14 protein-coding genes and 1 pseudogene are annotated in these 25,503 nt (G+C 45.1%); 7 read left to right on the top strand and 8 right to left on the bottom strand.

What is annotated here, in order from left to right:
- Positions 1–34 precede the first annotated feature (34 nt).
- From AC3RV5_RS18940 to AC3RV5_RS18925, 4 genes are all read right to left on the bottom strand, one after another.
- Positions 35–799, bottom strand: a complete 765-nt coding sequence (locus AC3RV5_RS18940) for an SDR family NAD(P)-dependent oxidoreductase (protein ID WP_489729132.1) — start codon at positions 797–799, stop codon at positions 35–37.
- A 274-nt stretch (positions 800–1,073) separates the two neighbouring features.
- Positions 1,074–2,171: a polysaccharide lyase family 7 protein gene (locus tag AC3RV5_RS18935; RefSeq protein WP_489729131.1), complete on the bottom strand. Its 1,098-nt coding sequence runs from the start codon at positions 2,169–2,171 to the stop codon at positions 1,074–1,076.
- Between the two features lie 295 nt (positions 2,172–2,466).
- Complete coding sequence (locus AC3RV5_RS18930; RefSeq protein WP_489729130.1) at positions 2,467–5,436, bottom strand: TonB-dependent receptor; 2,970 nt, start codon at positions 5,434–5,436, stop codon at positions 2,467–2,469.
- Positions 5,437–6,738: 1,302 nt separating this feature from the next.
- Positions 6,739–7,752: a LacI family DNA-binding transcriptional regulator gene (locus AC3RV5_RS18925; protein ID WP_489729129.1), complete on the bottom strand. Its 1,014-nt coding sequence runs from the start codon at positions 7,750–7,752 to the stop codon at positions 6,739–6,741.
- Between the two features lie 121 nt (positions 7,753–7,873).
- Between AC3RV5_RS18925 and manD the strand changes: the two genes are divergently transcribed.
- From manD to AC3RV5_RS18905, 4 genes are read left to right on the top strand one after another with little or no spacing between them, the layout of a single operon-like run.
- Positions 7,874–9,091, top strand: a complete 1,218-nt coding sequence (manD, locus tag AC3RV5_RS18920; RefSeq protein WP_489729128.1) for a D-mannonate dehydratase ManD — start codon at positions 7,874–7,876, stop codon at positions 9,089–9,091.
- 42 nt (positions 9,092–9,133) lie between these two features.
- Positions 9,134–10,273 (top strand): Gfo/Idh/MocA family protein, encoded by a 1,140-nt coding sequence (locus tag AC3RV5_RS18915; RefSeq protein ID WP_489729127.1) that lies wholly within the window; start codon positions 9,134–9,136, stop codon positions 10,271–10,273.
- A gap of 11 nt (positions 10,274–10,284) precedes the next feature.
- A complete protein-coding gene (locus AC3RV5_RS18910; protein ID WP_489729126.1) occupies positions 10,285–12,057 on the top strand; it encodes a sodium:solute symporter family transporter in 1,773 nt (590 codons plus the stop codon).
- Between the two features lie 39 nt (positions 12,058–12,096).
- Entirely contained in the window at positions 12,097–12,933 is an 837-nt protein-coding gene (locus AC3RV5_RS18905) for a hypothetical protein (protein ID WP_489729125.1), read from the top strand.
- A 487-nt stretch (positions 12,934–13,420) separates the two neighbouring features.
- Here AC3RV5_RS18905 and AC3RV5_RS18900 read toward each other — a convergent pair whose 3' ends face one another.
- The 3 genes from AC3RV5_RS18900 to AC3RV5_RS18890 all read right to left on the bottom strand — a co-directional run bounded on the left by AC3RV5_RS18900 (position 13,421) and on the right by AC3RV5_RS18890 (position 19,806).
- Positions 13,421–17,410 carry a thrombospondin type 3 repeat-containing protein gene (locus AC3RV5_RS18900; protein ID WP_489732209.1) on the bottom strand — a complete coding sequence of 1,330 codons (3,990 nt, stop codon included), beginning with the start codon at positions 17,408–17,410 and terminating at the stop codon, positions 13,421–13,423.
- Between the two features lie 95 nt (positions 17,411–17,505).
- Positions 17,506–18,117: a hypothetical protein gene (locus tag AC3RV5_RS18895; protein ID WP_489729124.1), complete on the bottom strand. Its 612-nt coding sequence runs from the start codon at positions 18,115–18,117 to the stop codon at positions 17,506–17,508.
- Between the two features lie 786 nt (positions 18,118–18,903).
- Positions 18,904–19,806 carry an alpha/beta hydrolase gene (locus AC3RV5_RS18890; RefSeq protein ID WP_489729123.1) on the bottom strand — a complete coding sequence of 301 codons (903 nt, stop codon included), beginning with the start codon at positions 19,804–19,806 and terminating at the stop codon, positions 18,904–18,906.
- A 198-nt stretch (positions 19,807–20,004) separates the two neighbouring features.
- Here AC3RV5_RS18890 and AC3RV5_RS18885 point away from each other — a divergent pair, with 198 nt between their 5' ends.
- The 3 genes from AC3RV5_RS18885 to AC3RV5_RS18875 all read left to right on the top strand — a co-directional run bounded on the left by AC3RV5_RS18885 (position 20,005) and on the right by AC3RV5_RS18875 (position 23,130).
- Positions 20,005–20,925, top strand: coding sequence for a cation diffusion facilitator family transporter (locus tag AC3RV5_RS18885; protein ID WP_489729122.1), 921 nt, complete (start codon positions 20,005–20,007; stop codon positions 20,923–20,925).
- Positions 20,926–21,139: 214 nt separating this feature from the next.
- Positions 21,140–22,297, top strand: coding sequence for a beta-aspartyl-peptidase (gene iadA, locus AC3RV5_RS18880; RefSeq protein WP_489729121.1), 1,158 nt, complete (start codon positions 21,140–21,142; stop codon positions 22,295–22,297).
- Positions 22,298–22,311: 14 nt separating this feature from the next.
- Entirely contained in the window at positions 22,312–23,130 is an 819-nt protein-coding gene (locus tag AC3RV5_RS18875; RefSeq protein WP_489729120.1) for a cyanophycinase, read from the top strand.
- Between the two features lie 114 nt (positions 23,131–23,244).
- On the opposite strand, the pseudogene AC3RV5_RS18870 reads toward AC3RV5_RS18875, so the two are convergent.
- Positions 23,245–25,500 (bottom strand): annotated as a pseudogene (locus AC3RV5_RS18870) (TonB-dependent receptor).
- Positions 25,501–25,503: the final 3 nt, after the last annotated feature.

The raw sequence follows: 25,503 nt of genomic DNA, 5'->3' as shown, positions 1-25,503 counted from the left end.
AAGAGCGCAAGTTTGTTCTTGGTTTAACAATCAACTACATGTTGTAGACACCACCATTGATATCGAGCGTAGCGCCGGTGATAAAGCCGTCGTACTCAGATGCCAGATATACAACCGCCCGTGCTACGTCATCCGCGTTGCCTGCTCGCTGGATGGGAATGCCGGCAACGGTTTGATCCGCTGACTCTTTTGTTGTGTGAGTATTGTGAAACGAGGTACCAAGAATAAGCCCCGGAGCAACAGCGTTGACCCGAGTGCCTTGAGGCCCCAGTTCTGCAGATAGAGCTCGCGTCAGTGTGAGGATGGCACCTTTGCTAGTGGAATAAGCTAGAGATCCTGGGTGACCACCTTTGCGGCCAGCGAGTGAAGCCAAATTAACAATACTGCTGTTTTCATGTTTCGCCAGATGAGGTGATGCGGCTCGCGTCACAAACATCATGGACGTGAGGTTGATGTCCATGACCTTGTGCCAGAACTGGGCATCCATGTCGCTAAGCAATCTTCGTGCGACAAGAGAGCCAGCGTTGTTGATGAGTATGTGCAAACTTCCAAGGGCTTCTACCGTTTGTTCGACCATTGCATTCGCATCAGCCTCGTTGGTTAAGTCACCACTTATCGCAACCGCTTTTTGTCCTTTGCTGGTTGCGTATTCGACCAATTGGTTTGCCGTATCAGCACTGGAAAAATAGTGGATAGCAACGTTTGCCCCGCTATCAATCAAGTGTTTGGTGATAGCCTCGCCAATTCCCTGCGCGCCAGCAGTTATGAGAACGTTTTTTCCAGTTAATTTTTTATTCATGTCATTTTTAATCCAATAAAGTAGATAGTCGTAATAGGGCTGCTAATGATAGAAATTTCAGTATGGCGTCACCAGACACAAAATACGTCGCATGCCCCTTCATCTATGCCTCCGGGCTACTCAACTAATTGAGCGACCGGGAAGCATGGAAAGATCAATACCAAACGACAGATTAGTGGTAAGCGACGTTTAGGGTTTCATCTTCATTATTATTTACACGGACGTTGCCGCTACCTGCATCACTACTTTTATATGCTGTGCGCATCCAATCAGCTTATTCTGGAGTTGCAGGGCTGACGACTAACTTCGAAAACGTTACTTTGGTGTAGTCGCCATTGGCAACATCCGTTTCCCAGTCGCCAGTACCTGAGCAGGCGGGATAGCGAAAACTCGGATCGTTAGCTTTTGTACTGCATTGGTTGTAGGCGCCAGCTTTGAAATACATTGTTTCGTCCTTGTATGCGAAAGGATAATCCGCCTTGTCTATCTCACCATTCACATCGGTATTGTCGGCCAGGTTGATCTGGTGATGAACCGTGCCATGTTTTGCACTGGTGAATTCTAGATACATGACGTTTTCATATATATTCACTGTGTAGCTAAACTCTTCACCAAGAGCGATCCCATCGTCGCCTGGATCAGTAGCATCATCCCAATTGCTGCCCCAAACTTTATAGGCTATGTCAATTCTGTCAGGGTCGTCTGTGGCGAGGTTTCTTTCATAAGTCCAAAACACTGAGCCCTTTTCATGATTAGGCCACTTTTTATAGGAGATCTTTAAAGGTTCGTTACCCCATCCAAATCCTGGAATTTGTTTATCGTCATCAAGTTGAAACGAATGCACCTGGCCTACCACAACAGAATAAGCGGGCGGTTTATTCGGATATCCAGCATGCAGCGCGACTTGGTCAACGTGAAGCGTCGCTTCTAATTTGCCACCTACGGCCGCATATTGATCGACATGTTTGTTATCAGCCAAAGCAAAATTGTTGCCGGGCGCTCCCTCGGCAATAGATTGGTCAGCGCCGCGGATCATATAGCGCAATTCACTGCGCGTATTGGTGGATGTCCGCTCAGTTGCTGCCTTATTAGGGCTGGCGAAAACCATATGCCCATCGTCATCGAGATAGAAAAAGTCGGGATTAGAGTAGGTCTGAAGCTCGGCCGCATCGTAAATGTCTGACACGCTGTCACCGTTCTCATCGAGCGGCACGGTGAGATACCAGTGACTCAAGTCAAACTTGCTCGCCGGTGATGGTTGCATGGCTTTTGAACCATTTTGTTCTTGTTCGACAGGGCTTGGCGCACCGCTACAGCCAGCCAAACCTAGGCAAACAAAAGAAGCTGTAATTTTAGAATGTATAATGCTCATGTGTAACTCCGTATAAAATTATCGATTAAATATTTGAATGGTAGATTGTTGCGATGTCTGCGCCTTGCTTGGTCAAATCAATTGCATGTGCTCTACCTATATCTCGTCCGTCTCCCGAAATGATCGAGACTTTGTCTTACATCGACATAATTTATCTAAAATCATCCACATTGGAATTTGCTTAAAAGGTCGCGGCTATTTTTGTGATTGATAATTCTTCTGTGAAAAAGAAGAGCCTATTGAGTCAATAGGCTCTGTTTAGAGTGCTTAATAATCAAGCTTCGTAACCTAGGGGTTAGAACTTAGCCCGCACACCAACCGTCATTCGACGGTCAGCTTCGCTATATTGCCAGTTACTGCCAAGCTCAGTAATTTGGCGAATCGGTTCGCCAGTTAAGTTAACTGCGTTTGCAACAAGGGTGAGGTTTTCATTAACGTCGTAGCTTGCAGAGAAGTCAAATTGACCACGTGCATCTCGGTAGTTGTTACCTAAAGTCGGGTCATAATATTCTGCACTCGGGTCTGTACGATTATAAATACCGGTTGCCAACGCACCTACAGGGCGTACACGCTTCTCGTCTTGAGTATCTAAGTACTTGTCACGCCAGTTGTATGCTAAGCGGACCTGCCAACCTTCGTACTCCCAGTAAACTTGGCCGTTGAACGTGTTGTTCGAGATATCTAATAAAGGGTTGCCGTCCGGTTGCTCACTGTCAGCATAAGTGTAGTTTGTGCTAACACCTAGACCAGACCAAGCGCCAGGTAAGGAGCTAAATTGTTGTTGATAAGCTAATTCGATACCTACTATTTTACCGCTGCCACCGTTTACATCAGTATTGATTACAATACCCGTTAGGCCAGCATCCCTTTGTGCTTCAACGTATGCAAGGTCTTGATCGGCAGTAGCGTAGTTAACATTGGCTTGGCTCACACCAGCAGTATCGAGAAGACAAACGTTTACGTATTCTGTAACGTTTTGCCCTGCAACCGTATTGGGACTAGCTGCACAAGAACTACTACTTACCGTGAATGATTGAACATCTTTATAGAATATAGCGGCAGATATTAGACCGCCTTCACCAAAGTAGTGCTCGGCTGACAAGTCGTATTGAGTCACACGGTAAGGGTCTAATTGGTAAGAGCCTTGTGTACCTGTTACTAGCGAGTTATCAACGTTTAATGCTGGGCTTAATTCACCAAATTCAGCACGACGCATCACTTTTGCTGCGGCAAAGCGTAACAGAGTTTCATCAGATAAAGCATACGTCGCATTAATGCTGGGTAAGAAGTCTGAGTAATCATTACTAGCCGATTCATTAAATGTACGAGATGTTAAATCGGTAGAAACGTAACGGGCACCGACAATTGCCGTTAATCTATCAAAATCTAAATTAACCTGGGTATATAGCGCTTGAGTTTCTTCTTGTATTTTCGCGTACGAACCCGTGTTGCGAACCATGTTTTCATCAAGGGTACCGGTTAATTCGTGACTACTGCCAGCAAGCATTTGCTTAACTCTGTCGTAGGTACCATTGATGTCATAAGCTAACAGCGCTCCGTCATAAACAAAGTAATTTGTTAATGCGTTATTGCCTGAAATTCCGCTTTGATCAAACGAGTTAGCGTGGTTAATTTGTTTGAACCCACCAAATGCGTCATTAAAGTCGCCTATCCATGTGGGGGTGATTACGCCATCGTAAGAAACATCTGTTTGAAGGTTTTTAAGTTCGCTTCCATTGTTTCTAAGGTCGTATCTGTCTAGCTCATACTCACTATCAGTAGTACGAACACCAGCCTTAATTGACCTAATAAAATCTACACCAAATGGCTCAACATATTCCACGTCAAAACGAATGGCTGTTTCCTCGTTATCCTCACTGTATCTTTGATGAGTAAATTGACGAATAGCCAAATTATTTGGGTCTAAAAGCGCATCTTGGTCAGAAAATGCAAGACCAGGCACGGAGTCACCATCTTGTGTCATTGTGATGGTGAATAAATGCTCGGTAATGGTCCCATCTTCATCATATTGTTCTCGAGAGATAGGACGTAAATTAAATTCAGAATTTTTACGCAGAGCTTCTGATTTAGCGTATGAAACCTCACCGGATATTTTCAACTGATCCGTTAACTGGAATTCACCACCAAGTGCATTTGAGATTGACTCATTAGTCGTGAAGTCAGACCACGTTTTAGGCTGAACAAAAACACTACCCGAACCAAAGTTATGAAGCTGACCTTGACCGTCGCCATAAGCGTTATCAAGGACTAAATCGCTATAATCTTTACTGTCATTAAGTACAGAGTATGCTTCTTGACCACCGTCAAGTTCAGTCGTGTTGACATCTAAATAGATAAAGCCATCTGCATTTTTAGGCGCCCACTGTAATGACAAACCGAATGCAGTACGTTCGCGCTTTTCAGTTTTTTGTTCTACTGTGTTTTGACTTCTAACCAGGAAGTTGCCCCCGGCGTTATTGGCTTGCTCACTAATACCGTCGCCATCTAGATCAAGTTCAGTAGGCGTAACAAGGTTAAGGAATTCGTCGCGACGTAATTCACGGTCCTGATAAGAGACCACTACCGATGCGCCAAAAGTACCGGCATCACCCAAGTCCCAGTTAGTGCCAGCAGCCGCATTGAACATAGGAGCCCAATTTTCAGTTTTGTCTGCGTATTCCCCGTCTAACGTTATTGCCACTAGAGGTTCATCCAACTCTAACGGGCGAACAGTCGTCATATTGATAGTGCCACCTAACGCACCTTCAATCATTTCAGGTGTAGGCGACTTAATGACTTCAACTGTTTTTAAGAAGCTTGATGGGAAGTCGTCTAAGCTAATACCACCACGACCGCTACCTGAAGTAGATCGACCGTTTAACTCAACACGGTTTTGGGAAATACCACGAATGGTAACGGACTCACCCACACCGAAATCAGTACTAATTGAAACACCTGTAATACGTTGCAATGCTTCTGCGATATTGTTATCAGGTAGTTTACCTATATCTTCAGCAACGATGGCGTCTACGATACGAGAATCGAAGCGCTTTAGACGAGCTGATTCCGCTAAACTGCCAGCGATACCTTGAACTTGAATGACTTCAACATCAGCTGGAGCGGGGTTCTGGGTTTCTTGTGCGGAGGTCGGCATAGCTAACATTGCGGTTAACGTTGCACCAAAAATAGCTAAATTGCTGGTTTTAGTCCTAGTCGCGTTAAATATTGCACTTATTTTGTTCAGTTTCATGGTTGTGTTTCGCATCTTATGTGGCCCTATCTATATTGGTAATACCAATATTGTTATAAAAATAAATCAATTTACACTTGAAACGGTATGGTTATTTATATCGTATTAACACCTCACTTACAATTAAATATTACCAATTAAGTGAGTATTTGTAATGCCAATAGTTTGTAATTCTAGCGGAATGCGAAAGTTAGGGAGTGGGCGGGTAGGTGTTTTATGCATGTGGAATCTGTGATCAGGCATTCGATACACAAACTTTTTTGAGGGAATAAAACAATATCAATAGATTGAGAGGTAGGGCTGCTTGCTCTCTAGTAAAGGCATACTAAATCATAGGGCAATGACGAGAAGCCCATTTTTAACAAAGCAAACTTATGGACTTGATCAAACCCACTTCCTTAAACAGGCACGTTAATAAGTCACCTCCGTAGAGCGCTAATATAAGCAATGATCTCAAATAACTGTGCAACAAACACTGGCGCAGCGGGCTACCTGACAAACTGATAACGCAAATCAGCCTTTAAATTGGTTAACCAATTTAAAGGCTGGCTCAAATCAATGACCAGGCTACCGAGAACCCACCTCCAAGGCATACATGTAAATTTTATCTGTTGTTCACTTCTTCAAAGCCAGCTGGAGTTATGCAGATTGATTCTCTAACAATGTGTCATTAGGTTTCCGATGTGTTTGCCGCTCAATGCTGTGAGTTGCGCCAACCGAGTTGCGCCAACCGAGTTGCGACAACCGAGTTCCAACCGAGTTGCGCCAACCGGGTTGCGACAACCAAAGTTGCGACAGTGGACTAAGCTCATGAGATCTCACCCAATTGCCTCCGCCATGCGACCGCAATGATTTTGGGCATAGACCAAACGTTTATTGACACTTTGGTTTGTAAAATATTTTGGTTGTAACGGTATTTTTAAAAATGTCAAACAGCATAGAACCAACCGGATCTCCACTTATCAGCATAGTTAGTTATAGAGGACCGCGATATGCGGTTTAAAAGCTAGATAAATCGATTTAGTTGGTTTTAATGTAATTCACAACGTTTTTCAACAGGTTTTTAGCTAAACCGCCTCAATCGCCAAAAATTAGTAGAGCGAATGCACTACGAAGGTTAGGTTGTATTGGTCTAAGTTTTTGAAATTAATATATTTATTTTTTGATTGCAGAGAGCTTAGTTATGTTAAAAACAAAACTAAGCAGATTGAATTTTTCACGCCAAATGACAGCCGTATTGAAAAGTAATTCTTAAAAAACAGCAAATAGGCATAATTTATCCGTTTTCTATTGTGTTTTAAACTTAATAAATGGCGATTAATCTTTAGGCTTTGTACATGATTGCCTTTGTGTTATTGAGCAAGAGATCATTATTTTCTGAGAGTGTTTATTTTTATCATTAATATTGTCTAGCAGCAGCTTGGTGGCTTCTCTGCCAATAATATAGGGCTCTTGTTTAACCACTGTGATGGGCACTTTGAAAAACTCTGCCATGGGGATGTCGTCAAAACCTATTAGTGAAACATCATCAGGTATTGAGATGTTTTCTTGGTTCAGATGCGTCAGCAGCTCAGTAGTTATGGCTAAATGCTGGGTAAAGAATGCCGTTGGCGCCGCGCTTGATTCAATGATGCTTTTAGGAGAATGCTGAAATCCGGTCTCTCGATGCCAATACTGAATGAGCTTTTTATCTAATGGGATATCGTATTTATCCAGTGCAGATAGATATCCCAGATAGCGTTCGTTTCTTGATTTGATACTCTTAAAATCTTGGGTGACAAAACATATTTTTTTATGCCCAAGTTGAATTAAATACTCAGTGGCATCAAAAGCGGCTTGCCTATAATCTGACAAAATAAGGTTTTTTTCACTTCCATCATGCTCTAGCTGAAAGTGAACAATAGGCATGCCTTTATCTATATATTCAGATATCAGCTTCGTATTTTTGCCTGAAGAGGCGATAATGATGCCGTCCACCCGCAGTTGATATAAGGCTTCCAACGATTTGGCCTCGGTATCAGGATCGAAGTCTGTGTTGTAAATTAATGCGTTATATTCGCTATTTTTACAATAATCATCGACACCGCGAATAGTCATGCTGGTATCAAAGCCGGTAATGTCTCTTACAATCACCCCTATAGTCCTGGTTTTATCTGCTTTGAGGTTTCTGGCGATCGGGTTGGGTACGTAATCTAACTCTTTAATTGCCGCTCTAATACGTACTTGCGTTTCTTTCGACATATATTCAAAACGACCGTTAAGGTATTGAGATGCTGTGCTTTTTGATACTGATGCGAGCTGGGCAACATCAATTAATTTCACTTTTGTCATCTTTTTTTTCTGCTGATGATGTTAATACGAAGATGTTGACATATTGCAATATTATGCTAATTTGTTCAACTAAACCGGTTTAGTAGAGCTGTGCGGTTCATACCAAAAAAGAGGACATCAGTTGAAAATTACAGAGATTAAAGTGTTTGTTTGTAGCCCGGGCAGAAACTTTGTCACCGTTAAGGTGATGACGGACAGCGGTATTTATGGCTTGGGTGATGCAACGCTCAATGGACGTGAAATGGCGGTTGTTGCGTACCTGGAAGAACATGTTGTTCCATGTCTTATCGGACGTAATGCCCACGACATAGAAGACATATGGCAATATCTGTACAAGGGAGTTTATTGGCGCAAAGGGCCGGTGAACATGGCCGCCATAGCCGCGATAGATATGGCGCTGTGGGATATAAAAGGTAAGGCAGCAGGTATGCCTGTTTATCAATTGCTTGGGGGTAAAAGTAGACGCGGCGTGACCTTGTATGCCCATGCCAGTGGCGAAACGATAAACGACACCCTAGATAAAGCCGAAGAGCATATTAATCAGGGCTTTAAAGCGGTTAGATTACAGTGTGCGGTGCCTGGGCTGAATGTGACATATGGTGTGCTGGGTGACAAAGCAGATTATTTTGAGCTTCAAGGTAGTCGTCCTTTACCACCAGAAGAGGAATGGTCTACGCAAAAGTACTTCAATATGATTGTTGAGCTATTTCATCAGGCAAGAGAACGTTTTGGTAATAACGTTCACCTGCTGCATGATGTTCATAGCCGGTTGACGCCTATCGAGTCAGCAAGACTGGGCAAGTTATTGGAAAAGTACGACTTACTCTTTTTAGAAGATGCCTCTATCGCTGAAAACCAGGATAGCTATAAGGTTATCCGGCAGCACACCACTACGCCATTAGCCATTGGTGAGACGTACAACACCATCTGGGACTGTAAAGATCTCATTCAAAATCAACTCATCGATTACATCAGAGTGGCCGCTACCCACGCCGGGGGTATCACTGCGCTGCGCCGCATAGCAGACTTTGCCAGCATTTATAATGTCAAAACTGCGCCTCATGGGGCGCCAGATCTTTCCCCTGTTTGTTTCGCTGCACATATGCATTTAAACCTTTGGGCACCTAACTTCGGCATACAAGAATTTGTGGGTTTTGGTAATGAGCACTCGAGCCGAATTTTTAAACATGGGATCGAGGTTCAAAACGGCCTTGCATACCTTAGCGATGCCCCAGGGTTGGGCATTGAATTTGATGAAGAAGCAGCAAAAGAATACCCCTATAAACGTTCATATCTGCCAGTCAGTCGGTTGGAAGATGGAACGGTATGGAATTGGTAATCCGTCCACTGTGAATTTAATCTTTAAGTCGGGATAAATAACATGAGCAAAAAAATACGAGTATTGATACAGGGGACCGGTTTCGCCGGTCAGGGGCACGCAGAGGCGTTTAGATACGCAGATGCTGAGGTGGTAGGAATTGTTGGCAGAACAGAAAGTGTGGTGCAGCAAGTTGCCCAGGATTTAGCTATTCCCTACGCAGGGACTGACTGGAAACAAGCACTTATTGACTGTAAACCGGACGTGGTTTCCATTGCCACCCCGGGTGGAGCCCACGAGCAAGCCATTAAACAAGCAATAGAATTTGGTTGCCATATATTTAGTGACAAACCACTAACTACAACTGGCGAAAGTGCAAAAGAACTGTATGAGTTAGCAGTGGAAAAAAACGTAAAAACCGCATTTGCGGCTAGTTTCAGATATATGCCCGATGTGATGCACGCTAAGAAGTTAGTGGCCGCGGGCGCAATAGGTGAGCCGTTAGAAGTGGAGTGCATATCGCATTTTAACTTAGAGCGAAATATTCCCTTTGGTTGGTCCCACAGAAAAGAAGACGGGGGCGGGCGTCTTAACAATAACTTCACACATAAGTTATCGATTGTCACCTCAATCGTAGGTGACAAAATCCTTTCTATTATGGGAGAGGTACGGGACGACTTAGGCCGAGCGCCCATAGTGGAAGGGGTACATAACTTCAAAAAACGTCGTGATTTCATTCCTGAAGATATTGATGATCCATCCCTGAAATGGGGCGAGTCAAATGTGGAATGGACCTATACCGTATTAGCCCAGTTAGAAAGCCCATTTGCTGCAAAGCCCGTGTCTGTGTTGTTTAAACATGGTGGTTTACATCCGCGTTTCCATGAAGACCATATCGTTATTTATGGCAGCAAAGGGGCGTTATATATAAAAGGCCATTATGGTAGCGGGCCTTTATATTTGTACGACGAGAATAACGAGTGGACCGAAGTGGCGTTACCTGAAGACATCGCTAAAAACATTCCTGATGTACCAGGTGATACTGAAAAAAACTGGCGTTACCTTATCAGGGAGTTTATTAACGATATTAAGGGCGAGAAAGTTGCGCCGTATCCAACCTTTAAGGAAGGCTGCCAATATCAGCTACTTATCGACCTAATACGTCAAAATGATAACTGGCTTGACGTCAGTCACCTGCAATAAAAGGTAATCCCATGTTATATGAATATTTAGTCATTGCCGGATATTTTATACTCATTGTCGGAATTGGTTTTGCCTTCAAAGATATGGCAAAAAACTCTACCAGTGACTACTTTCGTGGCGGCGGGCGAATGTTGTGGTGGATGGTTGGTTCAACGGCTTTCATGGCACAGTTTTCAGCCTGGACCTTCACCGGTGCCGCCGGCAAAGCATTCACTGATGGATTTGCGATAAGTTTAGTATTTTTTGCGAACACATTTGCTTATTTCTGCGGTTGGGCTTATTTCTCAGCGCGTTTCCGTCAAATGCGTGTTGATACGCCAACTGAAGCTATTAAACGCCGTTTTGGTAGCCAGAATGAACAATTTTTTTCATGGGCTTTAATCGTTTTTAGTTTCATTAATGCAGGTGTTTGGCTTAACGCCTTGGGCGTATTTACCAGCGCTGTTTTTGAAGCAGATATTACCCTGACCATAATCGCTACGGGCCTCACGGTTGTCTTTGTATCTGTACTATCTGGCGCTTGGGGAGTCGTTGCGTCTGACTTTGTGCAAACATTAGTTGTGGCGGTTATCTCAATAGCCTGTGCCATCGTTGCCTTGGTCAAGGTTGGCGGTCCGGTTGCGTTAGTGAACAACTTCCCGGCAGATTTTATCATAGGCCCAGACATGAATTACGGCCTGATTTTGGTGGGTACTTTTGTGTTCTTTTTAGCCAAGCAAATGATCACTATTATGAATATGCATGACTCATTTCGATTCTTAAATGCTAAAGACTCGGACAATGCTCGAAAAGCTGCGTTACTTGCCATGGTACTTATGGGAGTAGGTAGCATTGTGTGGTTTATACCGCCTTGGGCCTCCGCCATCTTATATCCAGACGCCGCGGCTGCTTATCCCGAGTTAGGTAATAAAGCAGCTGATGCTGTGTATTTGGTGTTTACGCGAAATGCCATGCCTGTGGGCACGGTAGGGTTACTGTTGGCAGGTTTGTTCGCTGCTACCATGTCCTCTATGGATTCTGCTCTTAATAAAAACGCAGGTATTTTTGTCAGGAGTATTTATCAACCAATACTGTTTAAGAACAATAAAGATGTAGATGATAAACACCTGCTTAAAGTTAGTCGCTTAATCAGCTTTATAAGTGGGATTTTAGTCATTGCAGTTGCCTTGTTTTTCAAGTCGTTGACTGAATTAAGCTTATTCGACTTGATGATGAATGTATCAACCATGATCCAAATGCCACTTCTTATACCGCTGATTTTTGGTTTGTTTATTAAAAGGATCCCCCAATGGGCACCTTGGGTTACGGTGGCAATCGGCCTCTTTGTGTCTTGGTGCACGGCGAATATATTGACTCCCGAAGTGTTTGCAAATTTGATCGGCTTAGAGCAGGCGTTCACTAGTCGTGAATCGGTAGATGTAAACTTAATGCTGACCATTGCAGCACACTTAGTTATTACCGCCGGGTTTTTCTGTTCAACCACCTTTTTCTATAACGAAGAGCGTGATGAACATAAGCAGGAAACTGACCGCTTCTTTGCTGATTTAGAAACCCCTGTTATTGCTGACTTTGAGCAAGATGATTACGACAGACAACAGCGAGATAAATTAGGCTCTATGGTCATATTCATGGGTTCAGGTGTATTTGCCATGGTGTTGATCCCCAACCCAATGTGGGGACGATTGGTGTTTGCGCTGTGTGCATTGGCGATATTAATGATGGGTGTTTTACTGAAAAGAAGCGCCAAGCCTAAGCAGACTATAGCTGAAGAAATATTTAGTTAGATTTGCTCTTATTCCTAAATTTAAAAATGAGTAAACGATATGTTTTCAAAAATAAAACGCCCTATCATTTTTCTGAGCTTAGCTGTGTTGATAGTGGGTTGTTATGCTTTACCTAAGGGTGATCAGGTGACGTTAACTCATGGTAAAGATGAGTCTGCTGGCGGTGTTTCTGCTTATATTGTCAATATTTCCAATGCGACTTTTTATCTTGAAAAAGAAGGGGGAGGCCTATCAAGTATGCTTGATAAAGAGGGGGTCGACTGGATTGGTTTTAACAACCAAGAAGGCTCTGGCTGGAAGGGAGAGTACCGGGGCTTCCCCAATGCGATACACAAACAAGATGGTGACTATTTTCACGCGCTTAATACAGGGACTGAAAAGTCTAGCTCGTATATTGCGATTGAAACAGGGCAGCATGTGCGAATTGTTTTTACTTCAGGCAATGGGAAGTGGCAAGGCCAATGGGATTTTTATGCCGACCGATGCGACTTCACTATGACCCAAGTGAGTGAGGGTTATCATTACTGGGTGCAATACGAGGGCGTGCCTGGCGGCGAGATGAATGCCAGTGATTTTTGGTATGCTTCTGCAGACAACAATGCTCATCCTATCAGCGAAGAATTTAAGGGCGATTTACCTGCCCCCGAATGGTTTGCCTTTGGAGATGTAAAGGCATCACGGATGCTCTACCTGCTGCACCATCATGATGATATCTACCCTGACGACTATGTCAGCAGGCCCTTTATGACTGTATTAGGTTTTGGCCGTAGCGCCAAAAATAAATACCTCAATACGCCTCAATCGTTTTCAATTGGCTTTGTGGAGTCGACGAAATACCAAAAAGTAGAACAGGCTATCAAGGACGTTATTAATTAACTGAAGGGGCGTAATTAATTTGGCCACCGAATAAGGGATGTTAAGTGTATTTCGCAGCTGTATTAGCTGAAAAGTAGACAAAAAGCGTCCAATATTTAGTCTGGAATATGCTCTCACCTTTTAGACCGTCCGTCGGACGTGTTGTGTGTCTATGCAGTGATGAGCAATTAGTAAAATGCCGGGGCGTTTTACAATAGCTTTAGTTTTGGCCTGAAGAGGGTAGGGCCTGAAGTCTGCCCATGTGGCGTTAAGACGCTATCACAAATTACATAAGGGCAAACGGTTAAGCCTGAAGCATCTGAGAGCCGATAAACTAAGCCCAAATTTGTTTTGGTGTAATCAAGAATTAAACACTATATAGCCCTCAAATTATTTGGCGATAAGCTTGAGCGCTATGGTGATAGTGGGTTTCTGCTTGGTGTTTTTTGATACTGCAATCAATATTACGGTTTGTTGCCAAACTGGCCAGTGCGCAGAGCATGTACATTCACGGATTTCTCCCACGGGCAGCCGTGGCAAACCCTCGCCATCCCACAAGCAACAACAAAAAAATCAAATTAACGCCAAAGGCTCCGCCACTGCTAGATTTTTCAGGATCGATACCTTTAACAATTTCTTTTTTGGCAATGATGGCAATACCACCGGGATCGTCAATACTACCATTTGCGATCCCGTCAGCATCATTTACGCCCCCATCTTTTATCGTCAAACGCAGACAATTATGGCCCTGTGTCAGTCCGGCCTGGTAGTCTTCACTTTGCGGTGGTGGACATACATCATTTGTCGCCAATGCTGAAGCAATGTTGTTATTGCCATCTTCGACAAAATCCTGCCAGCCTTGTGTGACAGTATATTTCCGATAAGCAGCAAATTCCGGAAGATCATCCTGTAGTGGAATAACGGTCGCAACCGAACGGCCTACAGGGGTGATCTGTTTAATTTCAAAATCGAAATATTCATCTTGATGACTAATACTATCTGCCGGAATATGACCAGTCGCTAGAATTTCTTGCTCCGAGAGCATCATACCGTCGGATAGTTGTTGGCGTGCATACTTACCTAAGGCTAAGTGCAGGCCAGGCTCTGTCTCGATAAACCGGGTAATAGCGGCATTGACATGCAATGGTTGGATATAAGGGACATCCGAGATATCCATAAATGCCGGCAGTCCATCAAAATCATCATCCACAAAGCCTTCTACGTTATCTGTTATGCCATCACGATCCGTATCGCTGGCAGCTAAGCGTGGTTGTGTTACTAGAATAGGGATATGAATAAATTCTGTAACGCTTAACTCACCTTCTCCACTATCGCTTATCTTAACGGACAGGGAAATAAGATCGCGATCCCCCTGTTGCAAGGTGAGATTGCTGGGGTCGATAAATACCTTCTGTTGATTAGCACTTATTTCTGCTTGATATTCTTCAGGGATATTCCAGGAAATAATGTGTGAATCCGCCGGGTTTGAATCCACTACCTGGGCAGTGATCTCAATCTCACCTCTGTCTTGGGATAAGATGGATGCACTCAAACCTTGTTGCCGGGTGGTGACCACCACGCTGGGCATTAGGTTATCTTCACTAACCGTTATGACATGACGGGGCTGCGTGCCGGTGTTTAGCGCTTGATCAAGTACCACAATCAGCTGCTCTTCACCTTCTTGTTGAAAATCTTCATTCAAGATGATCTCGATACTGCCAACGGTGCCACGTTGAATGACAACTTCAAAGGAGGCAATCTGATAATCAAAGCTGTCGACCGAGCCTTGAATGGTAAAGGGCACGACCACCGGGTAACTAGGCGCCTGCCCCGACAACACAACCTCAACTGTCGCCTTACCACCTTCTGCGATAATTTGGTCGTTTTGCAGGTTGATTTGAGGATAAACATTCAGTGTCTGTTCAACGACTGCAGCATTGCCTGCGGTGTCGGTAGCTCGCCAAGTAATAGGGTATACACCTGATGTTAAAATTCTCACGCCACTTTCAAATCCAAGGGGGGTTAATACACAGCAGTTTTCGCCATCTAAACCGTCGCTGGCTGAAATATTGGTAAGCTCGACCAGTTTTTCCTTGCTCAGGTTGGTGAATATATGTGCGGCATAAAGATGAAGTGCCCCGGGAGGCAAGATCACGGGAGGATTATCATCAATTAAGGGGTTTTGGTTGGCCTGGGCCTCATCCCCATTGGATACACCATCTGAATCGCTGTCTAATGCTGCATCGTCGGGGTTAAACGGGTTGAAGTTATAACGGACTTCAAAATCATCGCTCATGCCGTCGTTGTCATCATCTGGATCTGCGTTATTGCCTAGGCCATCACCATCGTTATCAAGGGTTTCATTGGGATCCAGGGGCAGTTGGTCCATGTGATCCAGTACGCCGTCGTTATCATCATCGGTATCAAAAACATTGCCAATGCCATCCAGATCCGTGTCTTTGCTTTCACTTATATCCAGTGGAAAGGCATCGTCGATATCTGCCACACCATCATCGTCATCATCACTATCGGCATTATTGCCGATGCTGTCGTTATCGGTGTCTTGCCACTCGGCTGCATTACGTGGAAATAGGTCCAGATGGTCGAGTACCTCATCACCATCATCATCCGTATCCAGATTATTGCCAATACCATCGCTATCGGTATCCTCCCATTCGGAGCGATCTAATGGAAACACATCATCAACATCCAGCACACCGTCATTGTCATCGTCACTGTCGGCGTTATTACCGGTACCGTCATTATCTTCGTCACGTGACTCAGCGGGATTTAACGGGAATAAGTCGAGGGGATCGAGTGTGCCATCGTTGTCATCGTCATCGTCGGCATTGTTACCAATAGTGTCATTGTCGCTGTCTAACCATTCTAATAGGTCGAGGGGGAAATCATCCTCGGCATCGATGAAAGAATCATTATCATCATCGCTGTCGGCATTATTACCAATGCCATCTCCATCGCTATCACTCGACTCTGCACTATTAAGCGGAAAGGCGTCGCTGCTATCCTCCACACCATCGTTATCATCGTCACTGTCGGCATTGTTACCGGTTGAATCATTATCGGTGTCTAGCCATTCAGCACTATTTAAGGGAAAGGCATCCTGAGTATCGACTATGCCATCATTGTCATCATCAGCATCAGAGATATTGCCTAAACCATCACCATCGGTATCGTCCCACTCTAGTGCATTAAACGGAAACGCATCGAGGGCGTCTTCGACCCCGTCGCCGTCGTCATCGGTGTCGACGTTATTGCCCAAACCGTCACCATCTGTGTCGGTAGTTTCGAGCATATTAAGCGGTTCGGGATCAACATTGTCGGCTATGCCATCACCATCGTCATCGGTATCGGCATTATTACCAATGCCGTCGCCATCGGTGTCTATGGTTTCGCTACTGTCCAGAGGAAAGGCATCAATACCATCAAGAGCGCCGTCTCCATCGTCGTCGGTATCGCTATTGTTACCCACGCCATCGCCATCAGTGTCTATATATTCGTTCGGATCCAGGGAAAAGGCATCACTCGCATCGGCCACACCATCATTGTCATCATCACTGTCTGCATTGTTTCCAACCCCATCACCGTCTGTGTCCAGATGTTCCAGTGGATCGGTTCTAAAGGCGTCAACACCATCTGCAAAACCATCATTGTCATCATCGGTGTCAGCGTTATCACCAATCATATCACCGTCATTGTCATACCATTCGGAGGGATCTTGTGGCCAAATATCGTTCCCATTAACGATGCCGTCATTATCGATATCTGGATCGGAATTATCACCAATACCATCACTATCAGTGTCTAACGTTTCAGAGGCCAGTAATGGAAAGGCATCATCGATATCTTTAACCGTATCATTATCATCATCATCATCGGTGTTATTACCGATAAGGTCGTTATCGGTATCAACTTGTTCACTATTATCCAGTGGAAAAGCGTCATATAAATCAATGACGCCATCATTATCATCGTCGCTGTCGGCATTATTACCGATAAGATCGCTATCCGTATCTGCCCAATCTGCACTGTTAAGGGGGAAGGCATCGACCAAATCTGCAAAGAGATCATTGTCATCGTCTAAATCGGCATTATTGCCGGTACAATCGCCATCGGTATCCAGCCATTCTAGGGGATCATCAGGAAAGGGATCATAAATATTAATGACCGGGTCACCGTCTAAATTAGTATCAACCCCATCAGGCACACCATCGCCATCATCATCATCATCATCCAGGTTACTGATCCCGTCTAGATCGTAATCATAATGCCTGGTGTTATCGCCTAAAAATAAATCAATACTGTCGTCGTACCCATCACCATCTTCATCATTACCTGTGGTCAGTGGTGGTGGCCCCACACATAGGGCTGCGTTGGCGTCAGTCGCGCCTAATAAACACACGCCAGTTGCAAGCATAAGAGTGAGCAGGCTCGCCTTGAACCTAGTAATTAAGCGACTCTCTACTTGATACGCATACATAAACAATATTCATTCCTTACTTATTTACCTATCTACTTATCGACCAACACAAGCAATCGGTAAACATATATTTCTTCGACCCAAAAAACGTAGCCTCAATTGCCATAATAGTTAGCGCCAAACCGGTAACTGAGCCCAAGGAAAACCGAACTAATATCGCCGAATTCAGATACACTGGGTAAGTGCTTCAAACCCAGATGTACCGAGGTGTTGGACGCAAACTTGTAATGAGCAGTAATAGCCACAAAGCCATTCATATCGCCACGTTCTGAAAAATATTTTTGCTCATTTAGTTCATTCCAAACAAACTTATTTTCGGTCAAAGCGGTCGATATACCTGCTTGGTACTCGATAATGAAACGTCTTATGGCCGGATTACGGGAGGTCAGTTTCTGGCGGTATGACAAGGAGGTTTCAATACTTGCCAGAGGAAACGATAATGAACTGCCATTCCAATCAACAAATACCTTATCCAGCTTGTTATAGGCCAGTGTCCAGTAAAATGGACTTCTGCGGGCGACACTGTCTGTCACAGTCAGGGAATACCCTTTGCTTTGAGATTGATCTGTCTGGTGAAAGCTGCCAGCAATTTCTACCGACTCAGCGGGCAAAGTAATAAACAACGAGGACAAAACTGTTAGCCATGCGGCACGAATTTGCCACTTTATTACAGGCCCTGAATTGACCAACTTCGTAATGATTCCCATGAGATCCTCAACTTAAAATGATTGGCTACGACATTGAAACCAGTCTTGTGCAAGTATTAAACCAATAACATTGGCGGCTCAATTTTATTGGTCTGTAGAAGGTCATTGAAAATGATCAGGGTTATACCCCCAACATGCGTTTTTGTCTGATGTGTGGTGCATTGACACCTTGAACAACGATAAGGAAACTCTCTTAACATACAGGCTTTGATGGCAAGGAAATCGCCCGGGTATCTAGATTAAAAGCGCCACACTCTCAAGGAGGGCCAAAACAGGGCGCTTTAGCCGTGACGGAAGTGATCGCCTATAACGTTTTGCGGACGTATTTAACCGGGTATTGACCTTATTTGAGGCGGATCCGATACAAGTCAGTCATTGGATGAATAATTCAGTTAAGGCTTTAGGTAACAAAATGGGTTGGGGTCACCCTGCATCTACCTCGCAGGCTCTGAATCATTAGCTTTATTGGATATTCTCGCGCACCTAAATTCGCCCGCATTGTTAACACATTATGTTTTCTCTCTTGGGACATAACTGAAAACTTTATAATGCAGTTGCCATTTAAGGTAGATCCCAGGTTGTTTTAACTTCCCATAAAGACCATCGCTAAGCCCCTTCAAGGATTGAGGTAAACATAGCAAATAACGGAGCTGCAAATTTTATATTAAACATGTTTTGGTTTCTTGGTCATTCCAATTGGGGCCCAAATAACAGAGATTAACCGGTTCGTTAAAATCCGACACATTAAATATGGGCTTGTTTGTTTAAACTGCAACGGATCCCTATCTAACCGTTTGTGCAACAACTTAAACTGGCGATAAACAATTTATAGGCTGAAATGGCCTCGTCTTTTGCCATAGGTTGGGCGTGCTCAGTGTCGGGTATGATCGCCAGTACTTTATTTTTGCTTGGTGATGCAGCGTATAACTGCTGAGCAAATAACAGCGGAGTCGTTGTGTCGTTCTCTCCTGCTAATAGCAATAGCGGGGTATCAACTAGTTTTATTATTTCACTGTTATTTATCTCGGCTAATTCAGGGGAGACTGTGACAGTAGAAAAGATTTTAGACCAAGTGGGAATAAGGTTATCCACCAGTTGTGGCACAGAATTTATCGCGCCGTCGAGCACTACACCATCAACGCTTCGTTGACTTGCTACATAACCTGCCAGCAATGAACCCATGGAAATGCCGTCAGTTAAAATGGGCAAGTTTTGCGGTAACGATTGCTGGGCAAAATCGAATACGCTCAGGGCGTCTATTTTTAAGTGTTCTATGGTCAGCGAGTCACTTTTAGCACTTAACCCCATGCCACGGTAATCAAACCAAATGACGTTAGCCGGCAACAATACAAAGTGATTAAGAATGCTAGACGCTTTACTGATTGTCATAGCGTTACCGCCGAACAATACCACGTTAACTTTAGCCTCATCATGGATTAGCTTGATCCCATTTAAGGTCAAGCCGTCTTGAGTGGTAAGGCTGACTGCCGACAGCATCGAGTGCACAGGCGCATTGGTTAACGTTGTCTGTATATCGCCTAAATTTAGCGCAGGATCAACTTTATCATCTTGATAAACGAACGATTTTGTTGTGACGTCAACGGCGCAACCGCTTAATAGTATGAGGAAAATGAAGGTAATGAGTTTCATTTTTATGTTTTCCCTGAAAGTGATAAGTAAGTGTTCCATTTCGAATTCCATTAAACGTTATGTGAAAAATATTTTCCATCGTTATCTATTGTTTAGGCATAGTTGTTGACCAATAGCGGCTCGGTGCCCCAAACTTGGTTACTTCAGGGCCGCGCTATAGCGACTAACACTTTTTAGTGATATTAATACGGTATTTCAACGGCCTATATTAAGCGTAAGCGGCGCAGGGGAGTTCACTTGGTACGTAAACAACATGATCACTCAGATTCGGCTACCCATAAAACCGGGCATCATCACCATATTGACCCCGCGACAAACCGTATAGGTTGGGCGTTTGTACTTAATGTCAGTTTTACTATCATTGAGTTTATCGGTGGCTGGCTGACCAATAGTACGGCGATCATGGCCGATGCAGTGCACGACTTGGGCGATAGCCTGTCTTTAGGGACTGCCTGGTATTTGCAGAAAATGGGCGGTAAGCAGGCTACAGATAAGTTTACCTATGGTTTCAAACGTTTGTCGCTCATGGGGGCCATGCTCAACGGCGTTGTTTTGGTCAGTGGTTCGATTTGGGTCTTATTTGAAGCGGTGCCCCGTTTATTTGCCCCACAAATGCCTCACACCGAAGGCATGTTTTTGATTGCCCTGTTGGGGGTGGCCGCTAATGGTTACGCTGCCTATAAACTCAGTGGCGGCAAAACCCTCAATGAGCGGGTCCTCAATTGGCATCTGATGGAAGATGTCTTGGGCTGGGTAGCGGTTTTAATCGTGTCAGTGGTATTGATGTTTGTACATCTACCTATACTTGACCCTCTATTGTCAATCGCCTTTACGCTGTTTATTTTATATAACGTGGTGCGTAACCTGCGCCAAACCACGGAGCTTTTTTTGCAGGGAACGCCGGATGACGGAGTGCATGGCAAGATCAAAAAAACGTTGCTGGCCATTGACCCCGTGTCCGAGGTGCATCATATGCACTTTTGGTCATTAGACGGTGAACATCATGTATTAACCGCTCATCTGGTGCTCAAACACATGTTGCCGCCAGAGAAATTGATGGCAATCAAGGCAGAAGTGGCCAAACGCCTGGATAAATACCATCTGGCGCACACCACCATTGAATTTGAGTTTCCAGATGAAGGCTGCCGAGACGCTTAGGCCCGGTTAGTCCGCTGTTTTTTAATTTTTCTGACCCAGTCTGCCTTTTACGTAAGGCATACTTCATCTCGTTCGATTAAGAGGAATAAACACCTTAGCAGCCCATGATACTTGCCGGTAAGTAGATAAAAGGCTTTGCGAATAGGGTGGGGTGCATTAGGATCTTGTCATCTAAATACCCGGCTTCAAATTAGTGATCCCTATGCAACCTCCAATGATGACACTTATCACCCAAGCTAACCTTTTCGCTCCCCAGGCTATGGGGTTGCAGAATCTGCTTATTGCCGCAGGAAAGGTGGTGTATGTGGGCAAGGCCATCCCTAAATTGGATGCGGCGCTCAATGTACAAGTGATCGATGCCCATGGCTGTGCGGTGATCCCGGGCTTGATCGATGCCCACACCCATATTACTGGCGGCGGCGGAGAAGCGGGGTTTGCTACTCGTGTCCCTCCTGTGCCCATCAGCCAATTTACCCGGGCCGGAGTTACCACTATCGTGGGGCTATTGGGCACAGATGATATTACCCGCAGCACCCAATCCGTAGTTGCCCAGGTTTATGCCCTGCGTGAAGAAGGCATATCGGCATACTGTTATACCGGTGGTTATCATTTACCTCCCACTACGCTCACCGGTTCGGTGCAATCTGATATCGTATTTATCGAACCCGTGGTGGGCGTTGGCGAACTGGCGATCAGTGATCATCGCTCCAGTCAGCCAACCTTGAATGAATTATTGAAAATAGCCTCCCAGGCCCATGTCGCCCGCTTGATGACAGGTAAGGGTGGCATGTTGCATTTACACTTGGGAGATGGCGAGCGCGGCTTATCTTTAGTGCGTGAAGCCCTGGCCAGTGCAGAAATACCCGCCAGAACGTATAATCCGACCCATATCAATAGACAGCGTTTTCTTTTTGATGAAGCCTGTGAATTAGCTACCCAAGGCTGCTGGATAGATGTCACCGCGTTTGAAACACACGGTGAGGGTTATGAGCCAGCGGATGCGCTAATGCGTTACATGCACAGCAACTATCCCCAGAATAAATTGACCATTAGCTCTGACGGCGGCGGTTGTTTGCCTTGTTTTAACGCCCAGGGGCAGATGACAAAAATGGATTTTGCCAGCTCCATATCCATGACACAGGTATTGTATCAATTGCTGGATGAGGGGGTTGCCATGGAAGATTGTTTGCCATTTTTTACCAGTAATATTGCCGCGCTGATGAATTTTGCCCACAAAGGTCATCTTAACGCCGGGGCTGACGCAGATTTAATTATTTTGAACGACAAACAACGAATTGCACATGTGATGGCCTTAGGGCAATGGCATATGACAGACAGTAAAATGGTACGCAAAGGTACCTTTGAGCACTAATTGAGGAAGTAAAAATGCCATCTCCAGATGTTGACGGGCAAAAAAGAGGTTATGTGATCCCTATCGGCGGTGCCGAAGAGAAGGTCAATGATCCACAGATATTACAGAAATTTATCGAGTTAGCCGGGGGCAAAGATGCCGTTATATGCGTGATCCCGACGGCGTCTCAATTAGATGATACCGGCGAGCGCTACGAAAAACTGTTTAGTGAACTGGGCGCAGGCAAAGTATTTTCTCTGCCTATTAGCGAGCGGGCCGACGCCCAAAACCAGGATTATGTTGAGCAACTTGAAACCAGCAGCGCCATCTTTATTACCGGTGGCAATCAACTGCGTTTGTCGACCATCTTGGGGGGCACGCCCATCTCTAAAGCCATTCGCCAACTAAACGCCAAAGGGGTGCATGTGGCTGGCACCTCAGCAGGTGCGGCAATTGTCTCCCAGCATATGATCACCGGGGGCAATACTGGCATAGTGCCTACGGAAAACGGGGTAAATTTGGCTCCGGGCATGGGCTTGATCAACACAGTAGTGGTGGATCAACATTTCAACGAACGTAACCGCCTGGCGCGTTTATTGAGCGCAGTATCCTACAATCCGTTTTTAATCGGTCTGGGTTTAGACGAAGATACGGCCGCCTTTATAGACGATGAAAATGTATTTACTGTTGTGGGTAGCGGTGCGGTGACTGTGATTGATCCGGCGGATGTGGAGCATTCTTCTATGGCAGAAGCGGGCCGGGGCCAAGCCCTGACCTTATTAAATGTCAAATTGCACATTTTGGCCTCGGGTAGCCGTTACGATATCGCCCAGCGCCAGGCTTACGTTAAATAATATAAACACAGGTGTTTGAGGTTTCGACTTTGGGGGCTTGGTTAACACTGAAGATATAGAAAAAGGATGCCGCGGCATCCTTTTTCTATTAGTTTTGCAGCTCAAAGAGAGATGTTACATTTCAAATTCTTTTTTGAAACGTAAACCAAATTCGCGTCTGTCATTGCTGCGTACTACGCCTACGAAGCCATTTTGTTGCAGGCGCCCTTGGTCGTATACCTCATCAGTGATGTTTTCACCGTACAGACTCAACGACCAGTCACCTTGTGGTGCGCGGTAGTTGATATCAAAACCGACAATGGCCCGTGAATCGATAGTCTCGTTGGCATTAAAAACTGATTGCCCCTGCATTTTGTCACGGAATGAATAATCCGCCTTAAAGGCCAAGGTGCCTCCGTTATCTAAATCCAGGTAATAAGAGGGGGCGAACATCAGAGTCCACTTCGGGGTTAACGCTGGCGAATCACCCACACCCACACCGTTGACGCCGGCAGCGACTTCAGTGATTTCGGCATCCAGATAACCTACTGCACCACGAAGGTTAAAGTTATCGGTAATGTCAAAAGTGGCTTCAAGCTCCACCCCTTTGGCCTCTGATTTACCGGCATTTTCGGTGATGGTCACAAAACCGCCGCCAGAAGTAGGGTCAGAAAACGGTAAGGCCAAATCGTCATATACAGTAAAAAATATCGCGGCGAGCAAAGATACACGATCGGTGATCTTGCCTTTTAAACCCGTCTCGTAGTTAATTGAGGTGGTTTCATCAAACTGCACAAACTGCGCCGAACCACCAAAGGGGCGAGGCGGGAAGCCACCGGTCTGATAACCTTTTTGCACCTGGGCATACACATTTAAGCCATTATCCAGTTGATAAGAGGTATTGACGTCCCAGGTGACGGCACTGAACTCGGCGCTTCTAAATGCGCGTTCGCCACCAAAAGAGGGGAACAAGGCATTGGCGTCCTTTTTATCTTTAGAGTAACGCAAACCGCCACCTACGCTGAGCCTGTCAGATAGGTCGTAAGAGACGTTGCCGTAGATGGCAAAAGCGTCGGTTTCCTGACTGAGATCAAAATAACCCTAATCACCGAAAGACGCCGAGCCATCGGTATTAAGACCATTAGGGGTGTTAAACGGGCTAAATACCCAAGGTCCAGACTCAGTGGAGCCATCTTCGTTAAAGAAGTACAGACCAGACACAAAGTCATAGTTATCGAACGTTCCGTTTACTTGCAGTTCTATGGAATATTGGTCAGCTTCACCGGTTTCCGGAAATTCTGACAAGTTAAGTGGCGAGGCGTCGTCATCCAAACCTCCTTCATATTTAGAGCTGCGCAAGCTGGTGATAAGCTTGGTGGTGTAATGTTGGTTCATATCCCAGGTTGCAGTCACCGCTGCGCCCCAACCTGAAGCGGCAGTGGATTCAAGACCTGCGACTGTGGTGCCCAGGTCATCGGGATCCGCTGGTAGCATATCCGGCGTCAGCAAGGGGAAATCGCCGTTGAAAATATCGGTGGGATCCGGGCGAGGCTCAGTGAATTCGATAGTATAAGGCGATTGGCCGCCTTCATTATCGTAACCGTCTAGGGCAAATAACAACGAGAAATCACTTCTTACATTCCAGTTAGCCGAAATACGCCCACTGATTTCTTGCTCTTCACCAATTTCTCGTTCCGGTTTGGCTAAATTGACTGCTTTACCCACACCATCACGTTTCTTGAATGAGCCGCTGGCGGCCACCGAGAAATCGTCAGTAACATCGCCATTTATATACAGGTCAGTGGACAAGCGCCCCAAGGTACCGACTTTGGAGTTGATACTGGCCATAGATTCGTCACCAGGTTTCTTGGTGATAATGTTCACCGCGCCGCCCAAAGTATTACGCCCGTACAGGGTGCCTTGTGGACCACGTAATACTTCTACTCGTTCAATATTGGGCAAGCTCAGGTTAGAGCCCATTTGACGCCCCAAATACACGCCATCCACATACACACCTACCCCTGGATCGGTGGTAATGATGTGATCTTGCAAGCCGATGCCGCGAATAAAGACCGACGCATGGGCCGAGTTGCCCGCACCATAGCGGCTGATATTCAGGTTAGGCACGTATTTACCCACATCGTCTAAATTACTGATATTGGCATCATCCATAAAGCTGCTGCTCAACGATGTGATGGCCGTCGGGGATTCAAACAGGCTTTCGCTACGTTTACGGGCGGTAACCGTAATGTTCTCAAAGTCGTCACGGCTGACGTTAACTGCTGTTGATTCTTGTGCTTGAACATTGGCAGTCAGCGCTAATGATACGGCTGCGCCAAGTAACGTTAACGTCAGTGGATGTGTTTTGTGTGTACTAGTGGTAAGACCCAAGTG

The sequence above is a fragment of the Paraglaciecola sp. IT1134 genome, from assembly GCF_058068185.1.
The sequence above is the reverse complement of the archived record's forward strand: the minus strand, read 5'-3'. Positions and strand labels throughout refer to the sequence as shown.